General features: G+C 37.6%; 20 protein-coding genes and 1 riboswitch. Of the genes, 13 read left to right on the plus strand and 7 right to left on the minus strand.

Annotated features, from left to right (window positions below; genetic code table 11):
• Positions 1-2: 2 nt before the first annotated feature.
• The 5 genes from BFM98_RS19735 to BFM98_RS19755 all read left to right on the plus strand — a co-directional run bounded on the left by BFM98_RS19735 (position 3) and on the right by BFM98_RS19755 (position 7,691).
• The gene (locus tag BFM98_RS19735; protein ID WP_004225614.1) at positions 3-1,151 is read left to right on the plus strand and encodes a DEAD/DEAH box helicase; all 1,149 of its coding nucleotides are present in this window, start codon (positions 3-5) and stop codon (positions 1,149-1,151) included.
• Position 1,152: 1 nt separating this feature from the next.
• On the plus strand, positions 1,153-2,382 hold the full coding sequence (locus BFM98_RS19740; protein WP_004225611.1) for an aminopeptidase: 1,230 nt from the start codon (positions 1,153-1,155) through the stop codon (positions 2,380-2,382).
• A 31-nt stretch (positions 2,383-2,413) separates the two neighbouring features.
• The gene (locus BFM98_RS19745; RefSeq protein ID WP_066038222.1) at positions 2,414-3,316 is read left to right on the plus strand and encodes an SGNH/GDSL hydrolase family protein; all 903 of its coding nucleotides are present in this window, start codon (positions 2,414-2,416) and stop codon (positions 3,314-3,316) included.
• 140 nt (positions 3,317-3,456) lie between these two features.
• Positions 3,457-4,614, plus strand: a complete 1,158-nt coding sequence (locus BFM98_RS19750) for an exonuclease SbcCD subunit D (RefSeq protein ID WP_066038223.1) — start codon at positions 3,457-3,459, stop codon at positions 4,612-4,614.
• On the plus strand, positions 4,611-7,691 hold the full coding sequence (locus BFM98_RS19755) for an AAA family ATPase (RefSeq protein ID WP_066038224.1): 3,081 nt from the start codon (positions 4,611-4,613) through the stop codon (positions 7,689-7,691). The genes BFM98_RS19750 and BFM98_RS19755 overlap by 4 nt, the downstream gene beginning before the upstream one ends.
• Before the next feature lie 40 nt (positions 7,692-7,731).
• Here the strand turns inward: BFM98_RS19755 and BFM98_RS24475 are convergent, their stop codons facing one another.
• Together BFM98_RS24475 and BFM98_RS19760 are read right to left on the minus strand one after the other, a co-directional pair.
• Entirely contained in the window at positions 7,732-7,854 is a 123-nt protein-coding gene (locus tag BFM98_RS24475) for a hypothetical protein (RefSeq protein ID WP_004225603.1), read from the minus strand.
• Between the two features lie 55 nt (positions 7,855-7,909).
• A complete protein-coding gene (locus tag BFM98_RS19760) occupies positions 7,910-8,233 on the minus strand; it encodes a magnetosome magnetite crystal formation protein family (RefSeq protein ID WP_066038225.1) in 324 nt (107 codons plus the stop codon).
• 125 nt (positions 8,234-8,358) lie between these two features.
• Positions 8,359-8,466: riboswitch (TPP riboswitch) on the plus strand.
• 134 nt (positions 8,467-8,600) lie between these two features.
• Between BFM98_RS19760 and thiT the strand changes: the two genes are divergently transcribed.
• Positions 8,601-9,161 (plus strand): energy-coupled thiamine transporter ThiT, encoded by a 561-nt coding sequence (gene thiT, locus BFM98_RS19765; protein WP_066038226.1) that lies wholly within the window; start codon positions 8,601-8,603, stop codon positions 9,159-9,161.
• A 162-nt stretch (positions 9,162-9,323) separates the two neighbouring features.
• Positions 9,324-10,079 (plus strand): type I methionyl aminopeptidase, encoded by a 756-nt coding sequence (map, locus tag BFM98_RS19770; RefSeq protein ID WP_048394807.1) that lies wholly within the window; start codon positions 9,324-9,326, stop codon positions 10,077-10,079.
• 29 nt (positions 10,080-10,108) lie between these two features.
• On the opposite strand, the gene BFM98_RS19775 is transcribed toward map, so the two are convergent.
• Complete coding sequence (locus BFM98_RS19775; RefSeq protein WP_066038227.1) at positions 10,109-10,822, minus strand: hypothetical protein; 714 nt, start codon at positions 10,820-10,822, stop codon at positions 10,109-10,111.
• Positions 10,823-11,021: 199 nt separating this feature from the next.
• On the opposite strand from BFM98_RS19775, the gene BFM98_RS19780 reads away from it, so the two are divergent.
• Together BFM98_RS19780 and BFM98_RS19785 are read left to right on the plus strand one after the other, a co-directional pair.
• Entirely contained in the window at positions 11,022-11,846 is an 825-nt protein-coding gene (locus tag BFM98_RS19780) for a polyphosphate kinase 2 family protein (RefSeq protein WP_048394803.1), read from the plus strand.
• 160 nt (positions 11,847-12,006) lie between these two features.
• Positions 12,007-12,594 carry a GNAT family N-acetyltransferase gene (locus tag BFM98_RS19785; protein WP_054549012.1) on the plus strand — a complete coding sequence of 196 codons (588 nt, stop codon included), beginning with the start codon at positions 12,007-12,009 and terminating at the stop codon, positions 12,592-12,594.
• A 72-nt stretch (positions 12,595-12,666) separates the two neighbouring features.
• On the opposite strand, the gene BFM98_RS19790 is transcribed toward BFM98_RS19785, so the two are convergent.
• The 3 genes from BFM98_RS19790 to BFM98_RS19795 form a co-directional block, all read right to left on the minus strand.
• Positions 12,667-13,230 (minus strand): beta-class carbonic anhydrase, encoded by a 564-nt coding sequence (locus BFM98_RS19790; protein WP_004225593.1) that lies wholly within the window; start codon positions 13,228-13,230, stop codon positions 12,667-12,669.
• A 180-nt stretch (positions 13,231-13,410) separates the two neighbouring features.
• Positions 13,411-13,545: a hypothetical protein gene (locus BFM98_RS24480; RefSeq protein ID WP_004225590.1), complete on the minus strand. Its 135-nt coding sequence runs from the start codon at positions 13,543-13,545 to the stop codon at positions 13,411-13,413.
• A 140-nt stretch (positions 13,546-13,685) separates the two neighbouring features.
• On the minus strand, positions 13,686-14,927 hold the full coding sequence (locus BFM98_RS19795) for an aminopeptidase (protein ID WP_054549013.1): 1,242 nt from the start codon (positions 14,925-14,927) through the stop codon (positions 13,686-13,688).
• Between the two features lie 191 nt (positions 14,928-15,118).
• Between BFM98_RS19795 and motA the strand changes: the two genes are divergently transcribed.
• Together motA and motB are read left to right on the plus strand one after the other, a co-directional pair.
• A complete protein-coding gene (motA, locus tag BFM98_RS19800) occupies positions 15,119-15,922 on the plus strand; it encodes a flagellar motor stator protein MotA (protein WP_004225583.1) in 804 nt (267 codons plus the stop codon).
• Positions 15,906-16,658, plus strand: a complete 753-nt coding sequence (gene motB, locus BFM98_RS19805) for a flagellar motor protein MotB (RefSeq protein ID WP_054549014.1) — start codon at positions 15,906-15,908, stop codon at positions 16,656-16,658. The genes motA and motB overlap by 17 nt, the downstream gene beginning before the upstream one ends.
• A gap of 66 nt (positions 16,659-16,724) precedes the next feature.
• On the opposite strand, the gene BFM98_RS19810 is transcribed toward motB, so the two are convergent.
• Positions 16,725-16,946: a DUF1128 domain-containing protein gene (locus BFM98_RS19810; RefSeq protein ID WP_004225580.1), complete on the minus strand. Its 222-nt coding sequence runs from the start codon at positions 16,944-16,946 to the stop codon at positions 16,725-16,727.
• 177 nt (positions 16,947-17,123) lie between these two features.
• On the opposite strand from BFM98_RS19810, the gene BFM98_RS19815 reads away from it, so the two are divergent.
• Positions 17,124-17,450 carry a hypothetical protein gene (locus BFM98_RS19815; RefSeq protein WP_048394796.1) on the plus strand — a complete coding sequence of 109 codons (327 nt, stop codon included), beginning with the start codon at positions 17,124-17,126 and terminating at the stop codon, positions 17,448-17,450.
• Positions 17,451-17,472: 22 nt separating this feature from the next.
• Complete coding sequence (locus BFM98_RS19820; RefSeq protein ID WP_004225576.1) at positions 17,473-18,390, plus strand: YihY/virulence factor BrkB family protein; 918 nt, start codon at positions 17,473-17,475, stop codon at positions 18,388-18,390.
• Positions 18,391-18,450: the final 60 nt, after the last annotated feature.

The raw sequence follows: 18,450 nt of genomic DNA on the forward strand, positions 1-18,450 counted from the left end.
ACATGTCAGTCATAAATTTATTAAAAGAAGAACTACAAGCAAAATGGAACTTTGAAACACCCATGAAAATTCAAGATGAAATGATACCAGCTATGCTTGAAGGCAAAGATATTGTGGCGGAATCACCAACAGGATCAGGTAAAACGTTAGCATATGTCTTACCATTATTAAATAAAGTGAATGGGGCAAAAAAGCAAACACAAGGACTGATTGTAGCTCCCTCGCAAGAGCTCGCTATGCAAATCGTAGAAGTTATTCGTGAGTGGACAGCTGGAACAGACATCACTGTTCAACAGCTGATTGGTGGTGCCAATTCTGCTCGTCAAATTGAAAAGTTGAAGAAAAAGCCAACGATTGTTGTTGGCACACCTGGGCGTTTAAACGAATTAGCACGAGCAGGAAAATTAAAACTCAAAGAAGTCGAAACAGTTATTTTAGATGAATGTGATCAATTACTAAGTCGGGAATACCGTGTTGTAATCAAATCCTTTATCGAAGGTTCTGCCTATGGCCGACAAGTTGTTGTTGTGTCGGCTACGATTACAGAGGAAATTGAATTAGTGGCAAGTCGTATGATGTTTGAGCCACTGCGTTTTAAAATTAAGCCTGAGGACATGTTAAAGGTCGGTAAAGTTGTCCATTCTTTTGTGAAGGTAGAAGAACGTGATAAAACGGATTTCCTGCGCCGACTTTCCCATACAGAGGGTTTAAGAGCGTTGGCTTTTGTTAATAATATCGATCAATTATTAATGAAGGAAACAAAACTACAATACCGTTCAGCACCGATTGTCACGCTCCATTCTGATATGAAGAAAGAAGAACGTAAAAAAGCGTTAGATGCATTCCGTAAAGGAGATGCACGTATTTTAATTGCAACAGATATTGCAGCTCGTGGTTTAGATATTGCAGGTTTAACACATGTTATTCATGTTGATGTCCCACGAACAATTGAACAGTATTTGCATCGTTCTGGTCGTACTGGGCGTGCTGGAGCTGATGGTGAAGTATTAACCTTATTATCTTATCGTGATGAAAAAACCTATAAAAAATGGACAAGGGAAATTCCGGGCAAGCCTGTGCAAAAAATATGGCATGATGGCGAGCTGATTGAAGGTAATTCTAAAACAATTGGACAGAAGCGAGGGAAATAGTATGACATTTGAAGAGAAATTACAGGCATATGCAGAGCTTGCAGTAAAAGTGGGGGTGAATATCCAACCAGGCCAGTACTTATTAGTCAATACATCTGTGGATGCTTTAGATTTTGCCCGTTTAGTTGTAAAAGAGGCTTACAAGGCTGGGGCAGGCCGTGTTCATGTAAACTTTTCCGATGATGAATTGGATCGTGCTTATTTTGAGCATGCATCCGATGAGGAATTTAATCGCTTCCCTGAATGGGTTGTGAAAATGCGTGATGAACTGATTGAACGTAAAGGAGCTCTATTATGGATTGATGCAGCAGATCCTGATAAGCTAACAGGAATTCCAGCAGACAGACTAGCAACACATCAAAAAGTATCAGGGGCAGCATTGAAAAACTATCGCAATGCAGTCATGAAGGATTTAATTGCTTGGTCCATCGTAGCAGTTCCTTCAGCTAAATGGGCAGCAAAGGTTTTCCCTCAATTAACAGAGGAGCAGCAAGTACCTGCATTATGGGAAGCTATCTTTAAAACGGTTCATATTGGAGAAGGCAATGCCGTTGATAATTGGCGTCAGCATGTAGCTAATTTAGAATCTCGTGCACAGCTTTTAAATAATAAAAAGTATGCAAAGCTTCACTATACAGCACCTGGTACAGATTTAACAATCGCTTTAGCACCACAACATAAATGGCTAACTGGTGGTAGTAAAACACCAGAAGATAATGTCTTTGTGGCCAATATGCCAACAGAAGAAGTTTATACACTGCCAATGAAACAAGGTGTAAACGGTTATGTTAGTAATACGAAGCCATTAGTCTATCAGGGCAATATCATCGATGGCTTTAAATTAACATTTGAAGAGGGCAAAATTATTAAGGCAGAGGCTGAAGTAGGACATGATTTATTGCAAGAGCTTATTCAAGTGGATGAAGGCTCAAGCTACTTAGGTGAAGTAGCACTTGTCCCTCACGAGTCACCAATTTCAGCGTCGGAAATTTTATATTTTAATACGCTGTTTGATGAAAATGCTTCAAACCATTTAGCTATTGGTGAGGCATATCCGACTTGCTTAGAGGGTGGTAGAGACCTAGAAAACGGTCAACTTGAAGCATTGGGTGCCAATATTTCTGTGACACACGAAGACTTCATGATTGGCAGTGGTGAAATGGACATCGATGGTATTTTACCAGATGGTACGGTTGAGCCAATTTTCCGCAAGGGTAGCTGGGCATTTTAAATTTTTAGTCAATAAGAAAAGAGGGAAGCAGATGAAACGATTTTGTAGCTTGATAGGTATGACAATAGTATTCATGACAATTGGGGTTTCATCTGCTTTTGCTCAAACAGAAACCTATGTGGCTATTGGCGATTCCTTAGCAGCAGGTCAAACACCCTACAAAGAAATTGATGTAGGGTATAGTGATTTGATTGCCATGAAATTAAGTTCGATTGATCAATTAGCATTTTATACAAAAGAACTTGCTTTTCCTGGCTTTACTACGGCAGATGTATTAGAACGAATACGATCTGAGGAAGCGCAAAATTTATTAGCAAATGCGACGCTTATTACAGTTTCGGCAGGGGCTAATGATTTATTACGTCTTGTCCAGGTAAACCCAAATGCAGGGACCTTAGCTTTTTCACAGCTTCAGGCAGATTACGCTTTAAATTTGGCAAGAAAAAATATGCTATCAATTTTGGATGAATTAGAAGAACGTGCGCCTAAAGCAAAAATCTATGTTATAGGGTATTATTTTGCTTATCCAACAGTTCATCCGACGCAAAAAGAAGGAACCAATGCCCAGCTAGTTAGATTAAATACGATTTTACAACAACAAGCAGAGCAAGCTGGCGCAGCTTATATAAATGTCTATGATGCCTTTGGATTGAATGCAACCAACTACTTACCAAATAGTGCCGATGTTCATCCAAATATTGAAGGCTATCGACAAATGGCTAACTCATTTTTACAAGTTTATAGTGGTAGTGATGCTTTAAACATCTCTTCAGCAGAATTGCCAAAGCCAAATCCCAAGTCATTTGAGGAAATCCTAAAGCAACAATCATCAGCGAAACCTCAGAAGCAAAATGTGACACAACATCAATCTCCTCGTATGACTTACGTAATTCAGGGATTCCCGGGATATAAGGCATTTATCAAATACATCTAAATAACAGGTATCTAAGGCATCTTACTTATAAGATGCTTTTTTCTATGAAAACCAATTTTGGCTAGAACTACTAAACCTTTAGTGTTCACTAGATTGGGAATAGTCATGCTAAAATATAGAGAAGACTAGGAGGTACTAGAATGAAAATATTTCATACAGCAGATTGGCATTTAGGAAAGCTTGTTCAAGGTGTCTATATGACAGAAGATCAACATTATATTCTTCAACAATTTATACAAGCGATTGATGAGGAAAAACCAGATGTAATTATCATCGCAGGTGATTTATATGATCGTTCGATGCCTCCTATTGAGGCAGTTAATTTACTAAATGATGTATTAGCGAAAATAGTATTAGAGAAGAAGATTCCTGTTCTAGCAGTGGCGGGAAATCATGATAGTGCAGGTCGTTTAAATTTTGGTAGCCGTTTAATGAGTGATAGTGGTTTATATATTAAGGGCCAATTTACAAAAAATCATGCACCTATTGTTTTGAATGATCAACATGGGGAAGTACATTTTCACCTAGTGCCCTATGCGGAGCCAGCTGCTATTCGCAACATCTTTGAAGATGAATCAATCCGTTCTCATCAAGACGCTATGCAAAAAATTATTGAGTATATCACGGAAGACATGGACACAAGTAAGCGTCATGTTTTTGTTGGACATGCCTTTGTGACGAAGTATGGTGAGGAGGAAGCAAATACTAGTGATTCCGAGCGACCCCTTTCCATTGGAGGCTCAGATTGTGTGAATGCAGCTTTATTCAAACCTTTTCACTATACGGCGCTTGGGCACTTACATAAGGCACATTTTGTTTTAAACGAAACCATACGCTATGCAGGCTCTATCTTAAAGTACTCGTTATCTGAGCATTTACATGAGAAAGGATTTTTAATCATCGAATTAGATGAGCAAGGTAACACCACAGTAAGTAAAAGAAAGCTTGTGCCAAGAAGAGATCTACGAGTAGTAGAAGGTCAATTAGAGGAGTTATTAACGCTCACACCAAGTGAGGATTATGTATTTGTTAGATTGACGGATAAAATATCTGTGACTTCACCGATGGAACGTATTCGTAGTGTATTTCCGCACGCTATGCATGTGGAGCGGAAGGTACTAAGACAAGATATGCCACGTGAACTACAAGTAGTAGAAGCTGAAAAACTAGAAGATATTGATTTATTCCGTTCATTCTTCACCAATATTATTGGCATTCAGCCTGATGAAGATACGGAACGCCTATTCACAGAGATGTTACAGGAGTTATTAGATGAGGAGCGAGAGACTGTAAAATGAAGCCTTTAAAGTTAACAATTACAGCGTTTGGTCCATATAAAGACACGGAAGTAATTGATTTTCAAGAGCTAGGGGAGCATCGATTGTTTGCCATTTCTGGAAAAACTGGTGCTGGTAAAACAACCATTTTCGATGCTGTTTGCTATGCTCTTTACGGATCAGGTAGTGGGGAGGACCGGCAGGATACAGCTTTACTAAGAAGCGGCTTTGCACATGATGAAGTTTATACAGCTGTAGAACTCGTCTTTGAAATGCATGGAAAGGTCTATCAAATAGTACGACAGCCAGGTCATATTAAAGAAAAAAATAAAACGGTTACTGGAAAGAAAATAGAGCTAGCAGAAGTAAAAGACGGAAAGCTAGATTATAGCATTGTAGAGAAACAGCAAACGCTTGAAGTCGATAAGAAAGTGCAGGAAATCATAGGTCTCACAAAAGATCAATTTAGCCAAATTGTCATGCTACCTCAAGGTGAATTTAGAAAACTATTAACCTCTGATTCAACAAATAAAGAAGTAATTTTACGGAAAATCTTTAAAACAGATCGTTTCGGTGTCATGGCGAAAAAGCTTGATGCCAAGCGTAAAGAAGCAGAAAGTGATCTTGAGCGTGCCAAACAATTAAAAGAGCATTTACTTGGCCAAATTGTGGGCGCCTTACCACAACGTTCTTCCGCTTTATTCACATTGATTGCTGATAATACGGAAAATTTACATCAACTGACAGAGGCACTTGATGAGGAGCTTAGCTACTATAAGAAATGTGGAGAAGATGAACAGTCATACTATGAAGAAGCATATAGCCTTCATCAAAAAGAGCAGGAATATTATCGCTTAGCAAAAACGCTAAATGAGCAATTTGATGAACAAGCTAATCGACAGCAACGGCTGCAAATGCTTTTACAACAGCAGGATTTATACCAAGCAAAGGAGAAGGAGATTGCTTTGGCAGAACAAGCAGAGCGACTTGTGCTCCTCGAACAACAATGCAAGGATTTACGTGCTGAACTGAATGTTAAAGAGATAGCATTTCAACAAGCAAAGGTTAAGCAACAGCAGTCACAAGAAAAGTTGCAAGAAGCGCAAGAAAAATATGAGATAGAGCAGGCTAAAGAATCTGAACGACAGCAAATCTTACAGCAGGAAATGCAGATGCTAGCGCTTTTACCGAAATTTGAAGCCTATGAAAACAATATACAGCAGCTGCAAATAGCGGAGCAATATGCTGAAAATGCAAAACGAGCAGTAAATGATAACGTCAAACTTTTGGAAAATGAACAAGAGCAATTACAGCATTTTTCTCAATCATTAGAAGGCTATGAAAAACAGGTTGAACCCTATGAAAGCTATTTAGAACAATTACCGAAACTACGGGAACAGGTTGCTTTAATCAAGCAAGCGGATAAATATAAACATGCCGCAGATTTAGCTAAGCAGGATGTAGTTGCTTCAGAAAGTCTCTATCAAGAAAGTAAAGAGGCTCTTCAACTTTTGCAGCAACGATGGCTGACAAGTCAAGCTAGTATTTTAGCAGAACAACTGAAGGAAGGAGAACCCTGTCCTGTTTGTGGTAGTATGACACATCAGAAAGCACACAATGAGCAACTGGAAGTTATTGAGCTTGCTCAAGTGGAAGCATTAAGAGCGAAGGCATCATCAGACGAGCGTAAGTATTTAGAGAAAGAGGCATTTTTAGCATCAGCGCAGCAACTTCTTCAAGATACATGGCGACAACTCGAGGCTCAACATATTAAACAAGAAGACCAACCACAGATCACCGCTACTTTACATGAAGTGGAACAAGAGATTGCTGCATTAAAAATTATTCAACATCAATTAGCTGATGTGCGATTAAAAATAAAGCATCAGCATGACCGAATAGAGCAGCTACGAAATAAGCATATGAAGCTAGAGCAATATTTAGCAGAGCAGATAAAAGAATGGACAAAATTACAAGCGGTTGTAGACGAACAACTTAAGCAGATGCCCCCTAATTTACCAACTTTACAGCAATTAAAGCAACAACTGAATGAAGTTAGTAAACAGAAAGAAGAGCTTCAAAAAAGTTGGCAAGTGAGTCAAGAAAATTTGCATGCAGCAAAGGAAACAGCTAGCAATGCAACACTAACTGTAGAGATTGCCAAACAGTCCTTTGAGGAATTACAGCTTAAAATGAATGAAAAGCTTCAGCAATTTTCAGCAGATATGCAAGAAATAGGTTTCGAAAGCTATGAGGCTTATGCAACTGCTAAACGGAGTGCCATACAATTGGATGCACTTCGAAAAGCATGTAGCGACTATGCTTTACAAGTACACACGTTGCAAATTCAGATTACCGAAGGGGCTACATACCTTCAAGGAAAAGAGAAGCAAGATTTAGAGGCGATGGAAGCAAGAGTAGAACAGCATCGAGTTTCCTATGAGGAAGCATTTAAACGTTTGCAACAGATGAATGGCTTTATACAAGCATGCCAAGGCTTTAGTGAAAGGGTGGAAGAAATAGCGAAAGAGCTTCATTTACTTGAACAAGAAGCAGGACGAGTAAAGGAGCTCTATGGATTATTAAATGGACAAAATTCGAAAAAGTTATCCTTTGAGCGTTATATACAAATTAACTACTTAGATCAAATTACAGAAGCTGCCAATATACGTCTGTATCATTTATCAAACGGTCAATTTGAGCTTAGACGTTCAGATAGATTAGAAAAGCATGCGAAGCAAAGTGGCCTTGGTCTTGATGTTTATGATGCTTATACAGATCAATTACGAGATGTCAAAACTTTATCAGGTGGCGAAAAGTTTAATGCTTCGTTGAGCCTTGCATTGGGGATGGCAGATGTGATTCAAAGCTACCAAGGTAATATTCATATTGAAACGATGTTTATTGATGAGGGCTTTGGCTCGCTCGATGAGGAATCACTAAATAAAGCAATCGATACATTAATTGATTTGCAGGATTCTGGTCGTATGATTGGCGTTATTTCGCATGTGCCTGAATTGAAATCTGCGATGCCAGCAGTTTTACATGTGGAAAAAACATTAAATGGCCATAGTCAAACCCATTTTGAAGTGAAATAAAACGAAGGCGTATTTCCTCTAAAAGGAATACGCCTCCGTTTTATTTTTTTCGAGTTGTGGTTGTAGGCGTTGTGCCCTTTTTTGCAGCCATTACTTTTTTTACGATAGGAATAACAATAGGTGCTAACTTAACGGCAGTTTTTACAACGTTTGATACTTTCATCCCAAAACAGCTCCTTTTACAATTACTACTACCTGTTTCACTTAAAAATAAAACATTAACGGATAACACGAACAGCCTGAATTATATTCCAAATCACAATACCTAGTGAGACGAGAGCATAGATGGTGAATGAAGCAAACCAAATAATCATCACTGTATTATTACTGGAGGTTGGATCTAAACTAAATGTGGAAAAAACAAAGACAATAAAGAATAGAATGCCAAAAACAAAGGGTATTAAATGAGAGACAAGTGCACGAATCGAATGGCTTTTTACATCACTGTCTTTTGTCACGAAATATACAATTAATGGAACGATAAAAGGGGCGAAGAAAATACTAAGATAACTAAAGGCAGCTAAAATTTTTTGATTCTCCATAGTTGTACCTCCTTTTTAAATATTTACGCATGAAAAACAGCAAAGTTTCAAAAAAATGATGTATGGAAGGTTGTAATCCTTCAATCCTTTGCGTACAATGAGAGTGTTCAAATAAATTCAGATGTAACGACCACAAGGGGAGCTGATGATGTCAGCTGAGACTGGGCACGTAATGCCTTGACTCTTCGAACCTGTAAGTTAACGCTTGCGTAGGGATGTGGATAGAAACCGACACTTGTACGATGTGAGGCTCTGTCCTGACATCGTTTTTTCGTCCGTAAAGGAAAAAAGGTGTCAGAAAGAGACATATCAGCGCTTTTCTATTCCTGCTCTTGTATCCTACATCGGAACAAAGGAGAGAATATGTATGGACAAAAAAAGACTATTAATGCTAGTGGAGATTGCGATTTTTGCAGCGATAGGTCTCGTACTGGATCAGGTTTCCTTTAAAGTATGGGCACAAGGCGGCTCAGTTAGTCTTGTTATGGTACCGATTATGTTAATAGCATTTCGCTGGGGCTTAGTAGCTGGTCTTACTACGGGACTACTTGTGGGTGTTATGCAAACAATGTTTGGTTCTTATATCGTGCACTGGCTACAAGGATTACTAGATTATGGTGTTGCTTTTACTGTTGTAGGATTAGCGGCGGTTGTACGTGGACCAGTGTTAGACGCTGCTAAACATATGAACAAAACAAAAATGGCACTTTATATAATCATAGGTACCGTTATCGCGGGCTTCTTACGATACACAGCACATACAATTGCTGGTGCTGTATTTTTTGCCGAATATGCGGGTGACCAGAATGCATGGATCTATTCCATCATCTACAATGGTACATATATGCTACCAGCAACCATTTTAACGGCTGTCGTTGGTGTTCTTTTATTCACAGCCGCTCCCCAATTAATGCAAAGAAAAGCTTAATGCTAGTCCCTTCACGTGAGTGGAGGGACTTTTTTGTCGTGAATAACTCTTTTAGCACTTTGCAAAGTAGGAAAGCATACAATATTTAAAGCGTTTATCGTTATACGCATAAAAAGTTATGTTATATTAAAGAATAGATATTAGATGAAAGGGACGTTATACATGATTGTAAAAACGCAAGAAGAGATTGAAGCTTTTAAAAAAATAGGACGCATTTGTGCTGAAATTCGCGAAGCAATGAAAGCTGCCACAAAACCAGGTGTTACAACACTTGAGCTTGATGAAATTGCTGGTCGCATGTTTGCAGAGGCTGGCGCTATTTCAGGACCAAAGGGAGAATATGATTTTCCAGGGTATACATGTATTAGCGTCAATGAAGAAGTAGCACATGGTATTCCAGGAAAGCGTGTTATTCAAGAGGGAGATATCGTAAATATTGATGTTTCAGGCTCTTTAAATGGCTATTTTGCTGACACAGGTATTTCATTTGTTGTGGGTGATGGCTATGAGGACAAAGAAAAGCTTTGCCGTGTTGCTAAAAGTGCCTTTGATCGAGCAATGACAAAGGTAAAGGCTGGATCTAAATTAAATCAAATTGGTAAAGCTGTTGAACGCGAGGCAAATGCTAATGGGTTAACTGTTATTATGAATTTAACAGGTCATGGCTTAGGTCAATCTTTACATGATGAACCAAACCATATTTTAAATTATTACGATGCATGGGATACTACTATTATGAAAGAAGGTATGGTCCTTGCGGTTGAGCCATTTATCTCAGCAAATGCAGAGCATATCGTAGAAGCAGGTGATGGCTGGACATTCGTGACGCCTGATAAATCACTTGTAGCACAAATCGAACATTCAGTCATTGTAACAAAAGATAAACCAATTATCTTAACGTCATTAGACGAAGAATAGGATGTAATGAAAAAATCCTGCTAACCAATTTATTTTTGGTAGGCAGGATTTTTTTTAATAAATAAAATGCCAACAAAGAGAACACCGCATAAAAATAAAGCAGCTGTAGTGACAAGTAGCTCATCAAAACCATTATGTATGGCGATTCCAATATAAGCCCAAATAAAAACACTTGGATACACAACATCAAAGTGATGGAAACGGATATGTAGCGCAATGGCTCCTCCTAAAGTAAGTAAAATCACTGCCCAAAGAGGCGTACTAAGACCAAAGCCGTTCCAACCATAAGCCGTTAACGTAAAGCTTGTATTTGTGATAAAAATAAATGTCATCCATGCTAAATAAATAGAGAAAGGAATACGACCAAACAAGGATTTGTCCTGAAGAGGGTACGTATTATACAACATAAACAAATACAAGACTAAGAGTAATGTAATGCCAAGAGAAACAATAAATAACTCATGGTGCCAGACATATATCGTCAATGCTTGTAATATATTTATGCAACTAAAAAGCGCAGACTGTTTCAAAGTTGTCTTTTTCATGTTCATAACTAACCAATAACCGAGTAAAAAATAAATGATAATCCAAATTACATGACTTACACTAACTGGTGCAAATACAACAGAAAAACGATTAGCGATTTCTAGCGAAGATTGACCGTTGATGTTCACGAAAAAGGATGAAAAGGTTAGGATGATTGAGACAAGATAAGAGATTGTCATCAAGATAAACCGAGGCATGTTTTCCTCTCCCTTCGTGTTAGATTGTATAGGGAAAAGACAAATAAGTATAGTACTGTCACTTTTTTTATTATAACGGAAATTTCCAACAATGTATCGTGTTGTTTTACTATTAATACCTACAATTTACCATGTCTGATAGGCATCCATATATTTCTTTAGTACAATAAGAATAGCCAAATAAAAGGAGTGAAGTTTCATGACACAAAATTTGAAAAATCTAGATCTAACTGTTGAACTAGACAAAAAGATGTATAAAAAGAAATTAAAAGTACTCCAATATGAAATGTTGAACGCACAACAATTTTTATTAAAAAACAAGATTGGCTTGATCTTGGTATTTGAAGGAATGGATGCAGCTGGTAAAGGTGGCGCTATTAAACGATTAATCGAACGTGTCGATCCCCGCGGTTATGTTGTACATCCTATTTCTGCTCCTCAAGCTCATGAATTACGCTACAATTATTTACAACGATTTTGGAGAAAATTGCCTCAACATGGGCAAATCGCTATTTTTGATCGCTCGTGGTATGGCCGCGTACTAGTAGAACGCATCGAAGGATTCGCAACAAAGGATGAATGGTCTCGTGCTTATGAAGAAATTAATAATTTCGAGAAGATTTTAACTGCAGGAGATTACATAATTATTAAGTTCTGGCTTCATGTTTCAGATGAGGAGCAATTAAAACGCTTTAAAGAACGTGAACAAAACCCTTATAAATCTTGGAAGTTAACAGCCGAGGATTGGCGCAATCGAGATAAAACACCTCAGTATATTGAAGCAGCAAATGCGATGTTTGAAAAGACAGATAAAAAAGATGCACCATGGGTCTTAGTCGCTGGAGATGACAAAAAGTATGCACGTGTTCAGGTGCTACAGGAAACTATTGCACACATTGAACGAGAGGCTCAAAGGCGTGGTCTTCATTTAACAAATGTGTTAGACAATACTCAACTAGAGGATGCTGATTCCTCCAGCTTAGAAATAGTAAACGAGAAAAAGAAAGAACAAAAAACTAAATAATTGAATTGTGCTGCTATGACAATAAGACATAAGCTGTTTTGGTTGTAGCAGCCTGTTTTTTTACATACAATGAAATATAAATAGGGTTTGCAATTATGGCTTGTAGCCAATGAAACAAAGAGAAATGTATTGATTTTTATTGGAAGGCTAGTGTGGAGAAATGGTGCTTAAAATTTGGAATCTATTAAGAAAAAAGGGTGGGAATGTGGTAACAATAAAGGGGGAAAAATGCTACATCCGCACATTCCAAGAAAAAGATGCACGAAGTTTAACGGGTCTCGTAAGCCGTAATAAATACTTTTGGTCTATATACGAGCCACTGCAAAGACCTGAATACTATACAGTCGATGCTCAATACAAAAAAATTCAAGAAAGTCTCTATTTAATGGAGTCTAAGCGTGAATTTACTTTTGGTATTTTTGAGCATAGTACAAATAATCTAATAGGGCATATTGCACTTTATGCTGTCAAACGCTTACCGTACTCGAGTGCATTTGTTGGCTATGCGATGGATGAGATTTATGTTGGAAAGGGCATTGTCACAGAAGCTGTGAATATGGTGGTCCGATTTGCATTTGAACAAATTGGTCTACATCGTGTAGAGGCCTACGTATCGACACAAAATAATGCCTCCATGCGTGTATTAGAGAAGGCTGGATTTCAGCAGGAGGGTCTGCTAAGAAAGCTACTGTATATCAATGGTCATTGGGTAGATCACTATATGTATGCACGTTTAGAGGATGAATAGAAAAATAAGTGCCTATCTTCCACATAGAGAGGATAGGCACTTGCTCTTTTATTAATGTATGAAGAAATAATTTTATTGTTTATTTCCATCTTCAATTAAATCTAGATGACCTGTATTTGGATCAATTATTAAACCATGAACAGGTACGTCTTTTACCATTAATGGATGATTACGAATTGTATCGACACTTTTCTTAACACTTGTTGCTACATCACCGAAACCTCGTAAAAATTCTTTCAAATCAAAACCAGAATATTCCAACATTTTGATTGTTTCTGGATCGATGCCTCGTTGTACCATTTCGCTAAGCATGGCGTCAGGATCAACCGCACTCATACCACAGTCATAATGTCCAACAACATACACTTCATCAGCTTGTAGGCCGTAGACAGCAACTAATAAACTACGCATAACTGCACCGAAAGGATGGCTCACTAACGCACCAGCACTTTTCACTATTTTTACATCGCCATTACGCAAATTCATCGCTTTTGGTAAAAGCTCTACAAGACGAGTATCCATACAAGATAAAACAACAATACGTTTATCAGGATATTTCGTAGTGATGAATGGCTCATATTTTTTTTCTTGTACAAACTCTTTGTTAAATTCTAGAATATCTTGTAACATTGTCATGAATATTGCTCCCTTCCTTACAAAAAATATTGTAGAGCAAAATTTTCAATATGCAAACAATAAAGACTTTATTCAGATAATTTTTACAATAAAGGAGCAGTTTCATACGCTTTAGTAGATGAAATAACTTGTAAGCTATAAAAAAACAGCTACCTATAAATAGTAGCTGTTTTTTACACATTAAAATTTTTCGTTTGGCTTTGGATCTACAGTTACTGAAGACTTGCTATCTAAACCAACTTGTAGGTAGTGGATGAAGAATCCCGTTGAAATTAATAAAACTGCTGAAAAGCCAAGAACAGTTGTAATGAACATTATTAGAGCTCCTCTCTACTTAAATGATCTACTAAAATTCCCTAAAACAATTATACAATAGGTTACTAGGAAAATCTAAGGATAATTTATGACAACCTTAACATACTTAGCCTAGAATACTATTAGTAGGAATGGATTATTTAGAATGCCCAATTTCCATCACGGAATATTGGGTCTATTTGATCATCATGTGTTATTCCATCTATATTCATTTTGGTAGAGCCAATCATAAAGTCTACATGTGTCAAGCTTTGATTAAGACCATGCGCGCTTAGTTCCTCAGAAGTCATTTCTTTGCCGCCCTCAATGCAAAAAGCATATGCACTACCAATGGCAAAATGATTGGATGCATTTTCATCAAACAATGTATTGTAAAATAATAGGTCGGATTGTGAAATAGGTGATTGATGTGGTACTAATGCTATTTCACCAAGGTAATGAGCACCTTCATCTGTTTCAATAAGAGAAGCTAAAATTTCTTGGCCTTGCTCTGCCTTGACGTCAATGATTCGACCATCTTTAAATGTTAGTGTGAAATTATCTATAATATTGCCGCCATAGCTTAAAGGCTTAGTGCTTGATACATAACCATTAACACCTGTTTTTAACGGTGCTGTAAAAATCTCTTCAGTAGGCATATTGGCCATAAATGTTTGGCCTTGTGTACTTATACTACTACCCCCTGTCCACACATGGTGTGGAGGCAGCTCAATTGTTAGATCTGTGCCTGGTGCAGTATAGTGCAGTGACTTAAATTGCTTTGCATTTAAATAATCAGCTTTGCTATGTAATTCCTGATCATGTGTATGCCAAGCTTCAACAGGATTTTCAACGTCTATACGTGTGGCTGCAAAGATAGCTTCCCATAATGCATCCATTTGCTGTTCTTCTGGAAGGTGAGGAAAGACCTTTGCTGCCCAAGCTTTAGATGGAGCAGCAATAACAGACCAGCTAAACTTATCTGCTTGTAACCATTGATAATAGTTGGCAAGTGCTTGGCCAGATGCTTTTTGGAATGCCATGATTCTATCACGCTCAATACCTTTTAATAAATCGGGATTTTGTGAGCTAATGCTTAAGAAAGCAGCACCATGTTCAGCTAACCATTCACGTTCCTTCACTTTCCAAGGTGGGAAGAAATCAAATGAGTCTTTTGGTGCCCCTTCATAGCGAGCACGTACAAGTTCATCATCGGATATATCGACAAAAACTTGTTTAGCACCATTTTTATAGGCAATTTTAGTAATTATTTGTGCGAGTTTTAGGTTATCAGTCGAACAGCTTATATAAAGATACTGATCTTTTTGGATATTTACTCCTACTTTCACCGCTAACTCGGCATATTTTAGTAATTTTGTGTCAAACGATAATAACAAAATCATATCCCCTTTCAATTTAAGACAGTTAAGTGTAATATTCTTAATTCAATATAATCAAAAATGGTCGAAATGTGAATAAAAAGCATTAATTACATCGAAAAATATATGAAATACATTTATACTAGGAATATATATATTTAAAATATGGAAAAAAAGACGAAATAACATTAGATAGTAGATTTGGAGGTTCTAGAATGGATAAGTCGTCGATTATAGGGTTAATACTTGCTTTAGTAGCACTATTAACAGGGATGGTAATGAAGGGTGTAAGTTTATCTGCATTTTATAACCCTGCAGCTATCCTAATTATCATTTTTGGTACTATTTCCGCAGTAACAATTGCCTTTCCTATGCAGGAGTTAAAGCGTGTGCCGAAGCTATTTAAGATTCTTTTTAAAGAAACAAAATTAGCAAATGATATAGAGATTATTAAAATGTTTTCACAATGGGCTGACTTAGCTCGTCGCGAAGGGCTATTAGCACTTGAAAGTAAGGCCTCAGAGATTGAAGATCCATTTTTGAAAAATGGCCTTACATTAGCAATTGATGGTCAAAATGCTGATTACATACGTGATGTCTTAACAGAAGAAGTAGAAGCGATGGAAGAGCGACATACTAGTGGAGCAGCTATTTTTACACAAGCAGGTACATATGCACCTACTTTAGGGGTTCTTGGTGCAGTAGTAGGGTTAATCGCCGCATTGGCTGATATGAATGATATCGAAAAGCTAGGACATGCTATCTCAGCTGCCTTCATGGCTACATTACTCGGTATCTTTACAGGGTATGTTTTATGGCATCCATTTGCGAACAAGCTAAAACGTAAATCTGCTTTAGAGGTAAAACAAAAGAGAATGATGATTGAGGGTATCCTTTCAGTATTAGAAGGGGAGGCTCCACGTGTAATTGAACAGAAACTATCATCATACTTAACGATGGAAGAACGTCGTCAAATTTCTGGTGAAAGCGGGGCGGGTGGCCTTGGCAAAGAAAGCTAAGAAGAAAAAGCATGATGAACATATTGATGAATCTTGGTTAGTGCCATACGCAGATATTTTAACTTTGCTGCTAGCCGTGTTCATTATTTTGTTTGCCTCAAGTTCAGTCGATCAAGAAAAGCTAGAAAGAATGTCGGCAGTTTTTAGTCAAGTCTTTGATGGTGGAACTAGTTTTCTAGAGCAACCTGCACCAGTCCCTACTCCGAATGCGGATAGCGACCAAACGCCACAGCAAAACTCTGCCTATTTAAAGGATCAACAGGAGTTAGCTGAAATAAAAGATAGTGTGGATAATTTTATTGCAGTCAATGAAATGGAAGGTCAATTTGCCACAGAAATGACGGATGAGGGATTACTAGTGACAATCCGCGATAGTATTTTATTTGACCCAGGGCAGGCAACAGTTAAACCTGAGTATGTCCCTATTGCCAAAGAGCTATCAACTATGCTGGAATCTGATCCAGCTCGAAATATTGTCATCACAGGTCATACAGATAATGTGCCAGCAGGTCCGAATTTTACATCAAATTTTCAGTTATCTGTAATGCGTGCAACTAAATTTTTAGAACTGCTTATTGAAAGTAATGATAAATTAGATCCTACGCGCTTTAGTGCAAAAGGAAACGGTGAGTATCGTGCAATTGCACCAAATGACACAGCCGAAGGACGCGCAAAGAATCGTCGTGTAGAAGTATTAATTCAACCATTAGTTACTGAGGATGGTTCAGAAACTTAGAGTACACAGTAATAAAGAGCTATTAGCAGCAGACAAATGTCTTGAGCTAATAGCTTTTTGTTTTACCTATTTACGTAAAGATCCTAATTCAGCAACAATCGCTTGCATTTCGCTTGGACTAAAAGTTTCTCTCTTCATAACCATTTCATATAGATACACTAAATCTTCATAATTTGCTTCATCGAAGTTTTCTGATTTCATTGCATCGACATTCACCATACGAAGCTTGTCCTTCATTTGATCAACCATATACATAACGTTTTCTTTAGATGGAACTGATAAATCCATTTTTTACCCTACCTTTCGTCATCCTCGCACATATCATTTCATTGAATAAAAAAAATGTCAACTCCGTATTTGGGCATTGCTTTAAAAATAGACTGTTATTGGGTAGAATAAGTGCAGAAGACTGTTTATTTATGAAATAATAGGGAATATGCAACTATACAAGCAGGGGGTTTTAATATGGGTCAAAGTAAATTATTAGCATCTATTGTAGCAGGAGCAGCAGTAGGAGCAGCATTAAGTATGTTAGATCGTACTACACGAGAAAAAACAATTGCCTCAACAAAAAAGATGAAGGAAGCCATCTCATACTATGCAGCAAATCGAGAAGAATTGCAGGTTTTGGTAGAGGAAAAAGTACTCGCGGCAAAGGTGCTTTGTGAAAGTGTGTCAGATAATGTCAACACAATTGCTGAAAAGGTGGATGAATTTAAGGATTTACCTTCCACTATACAGGGAATGATTGAAGATACGAAATCAGCCTTTACTTTACCTCATAAGGAGTAAAGGTCGTTTTAGGAGGAATTGTATGGAAAAGAATAAAGCAACATTGCATAACGCTTTTGGGTTTGTAAAATCGTTTGTTTCTCCAGAGGAGGGAGCGATTGATATTATGACATCCAAAGGCTTTATCCAAGATTTAATAGGTCGGCTCAAGCGAGTTGAAATATCTGCGCTTGCTGCACAATTGGCTTATTTCTTTTTACTATCGTTCTTCCCCTTACTTATTTTCTTGGTGACACTATTACCATATCTTAACTTAGAAACCACTCAGGTCTATTCATTTTTAGTGAATATCTTACCTGATGAAGTGTATAAGCTGATTGAAAATACACTGAATGAGATTTTAACAAATCGCAACAGTAGTTTACTGTCCATTGGGGTTTTAGGTACTATTTGGTCTGCATCTAAAGGCATTAATGCATTACTTCGTGCTTTAAATAAAGCCTACGATACAGAAGGGAGAGCAGGCATATTAGATAGGGGTTTATCACTTGTTTTTACAATCGCTCTCGTTATTGTTATTGCCGTTGCGCTCTTATTACCGGTCTTTGGTCAGCAAATTGGACATTTCCTATTCTCAATCGTCGGAATAGAGGAGCAATTTGAATCAGTTTGGCATAGATTAAGATGGTCAATCCCGCCATTATTGATTTTCATCGTATTAATGGGCATCTACTGGTTTGTGCCAAATACAAGTCCTCGTTTGAAAATAATGGGCGTATGGCCAGGAGCGTTATTTGCCACGCTTGCTTGGTTAGCAGTCACATACGGTTTCTCTTTTTATATTAATAATTTTGCAAATTATTCTGCTACATACGGTAGTATTGGTGGCGTCATTATTTTAATGCTCTGGTTATATTTTACGGGAATCATTTTAATCTTTGGTGGCGTATTAAATGCTACAATGCAGAAAAGAGCACTTCAAAAGGAAATTCGTCGATAAGGAAATGATCATTCATTAACAAGAGCCTCGCTAAACTCCTAAAGAGTAGCGAGGCTATTT

The organism is Lysinibacillus sp. AR18-8 (genome assembly GCF_001705465.1).
GTDB lineage: Bacteria > Bacillota > Bacilli > Bacillales_A > Planococcaceae > Lysinibacillus > Lysinibacillus capsici.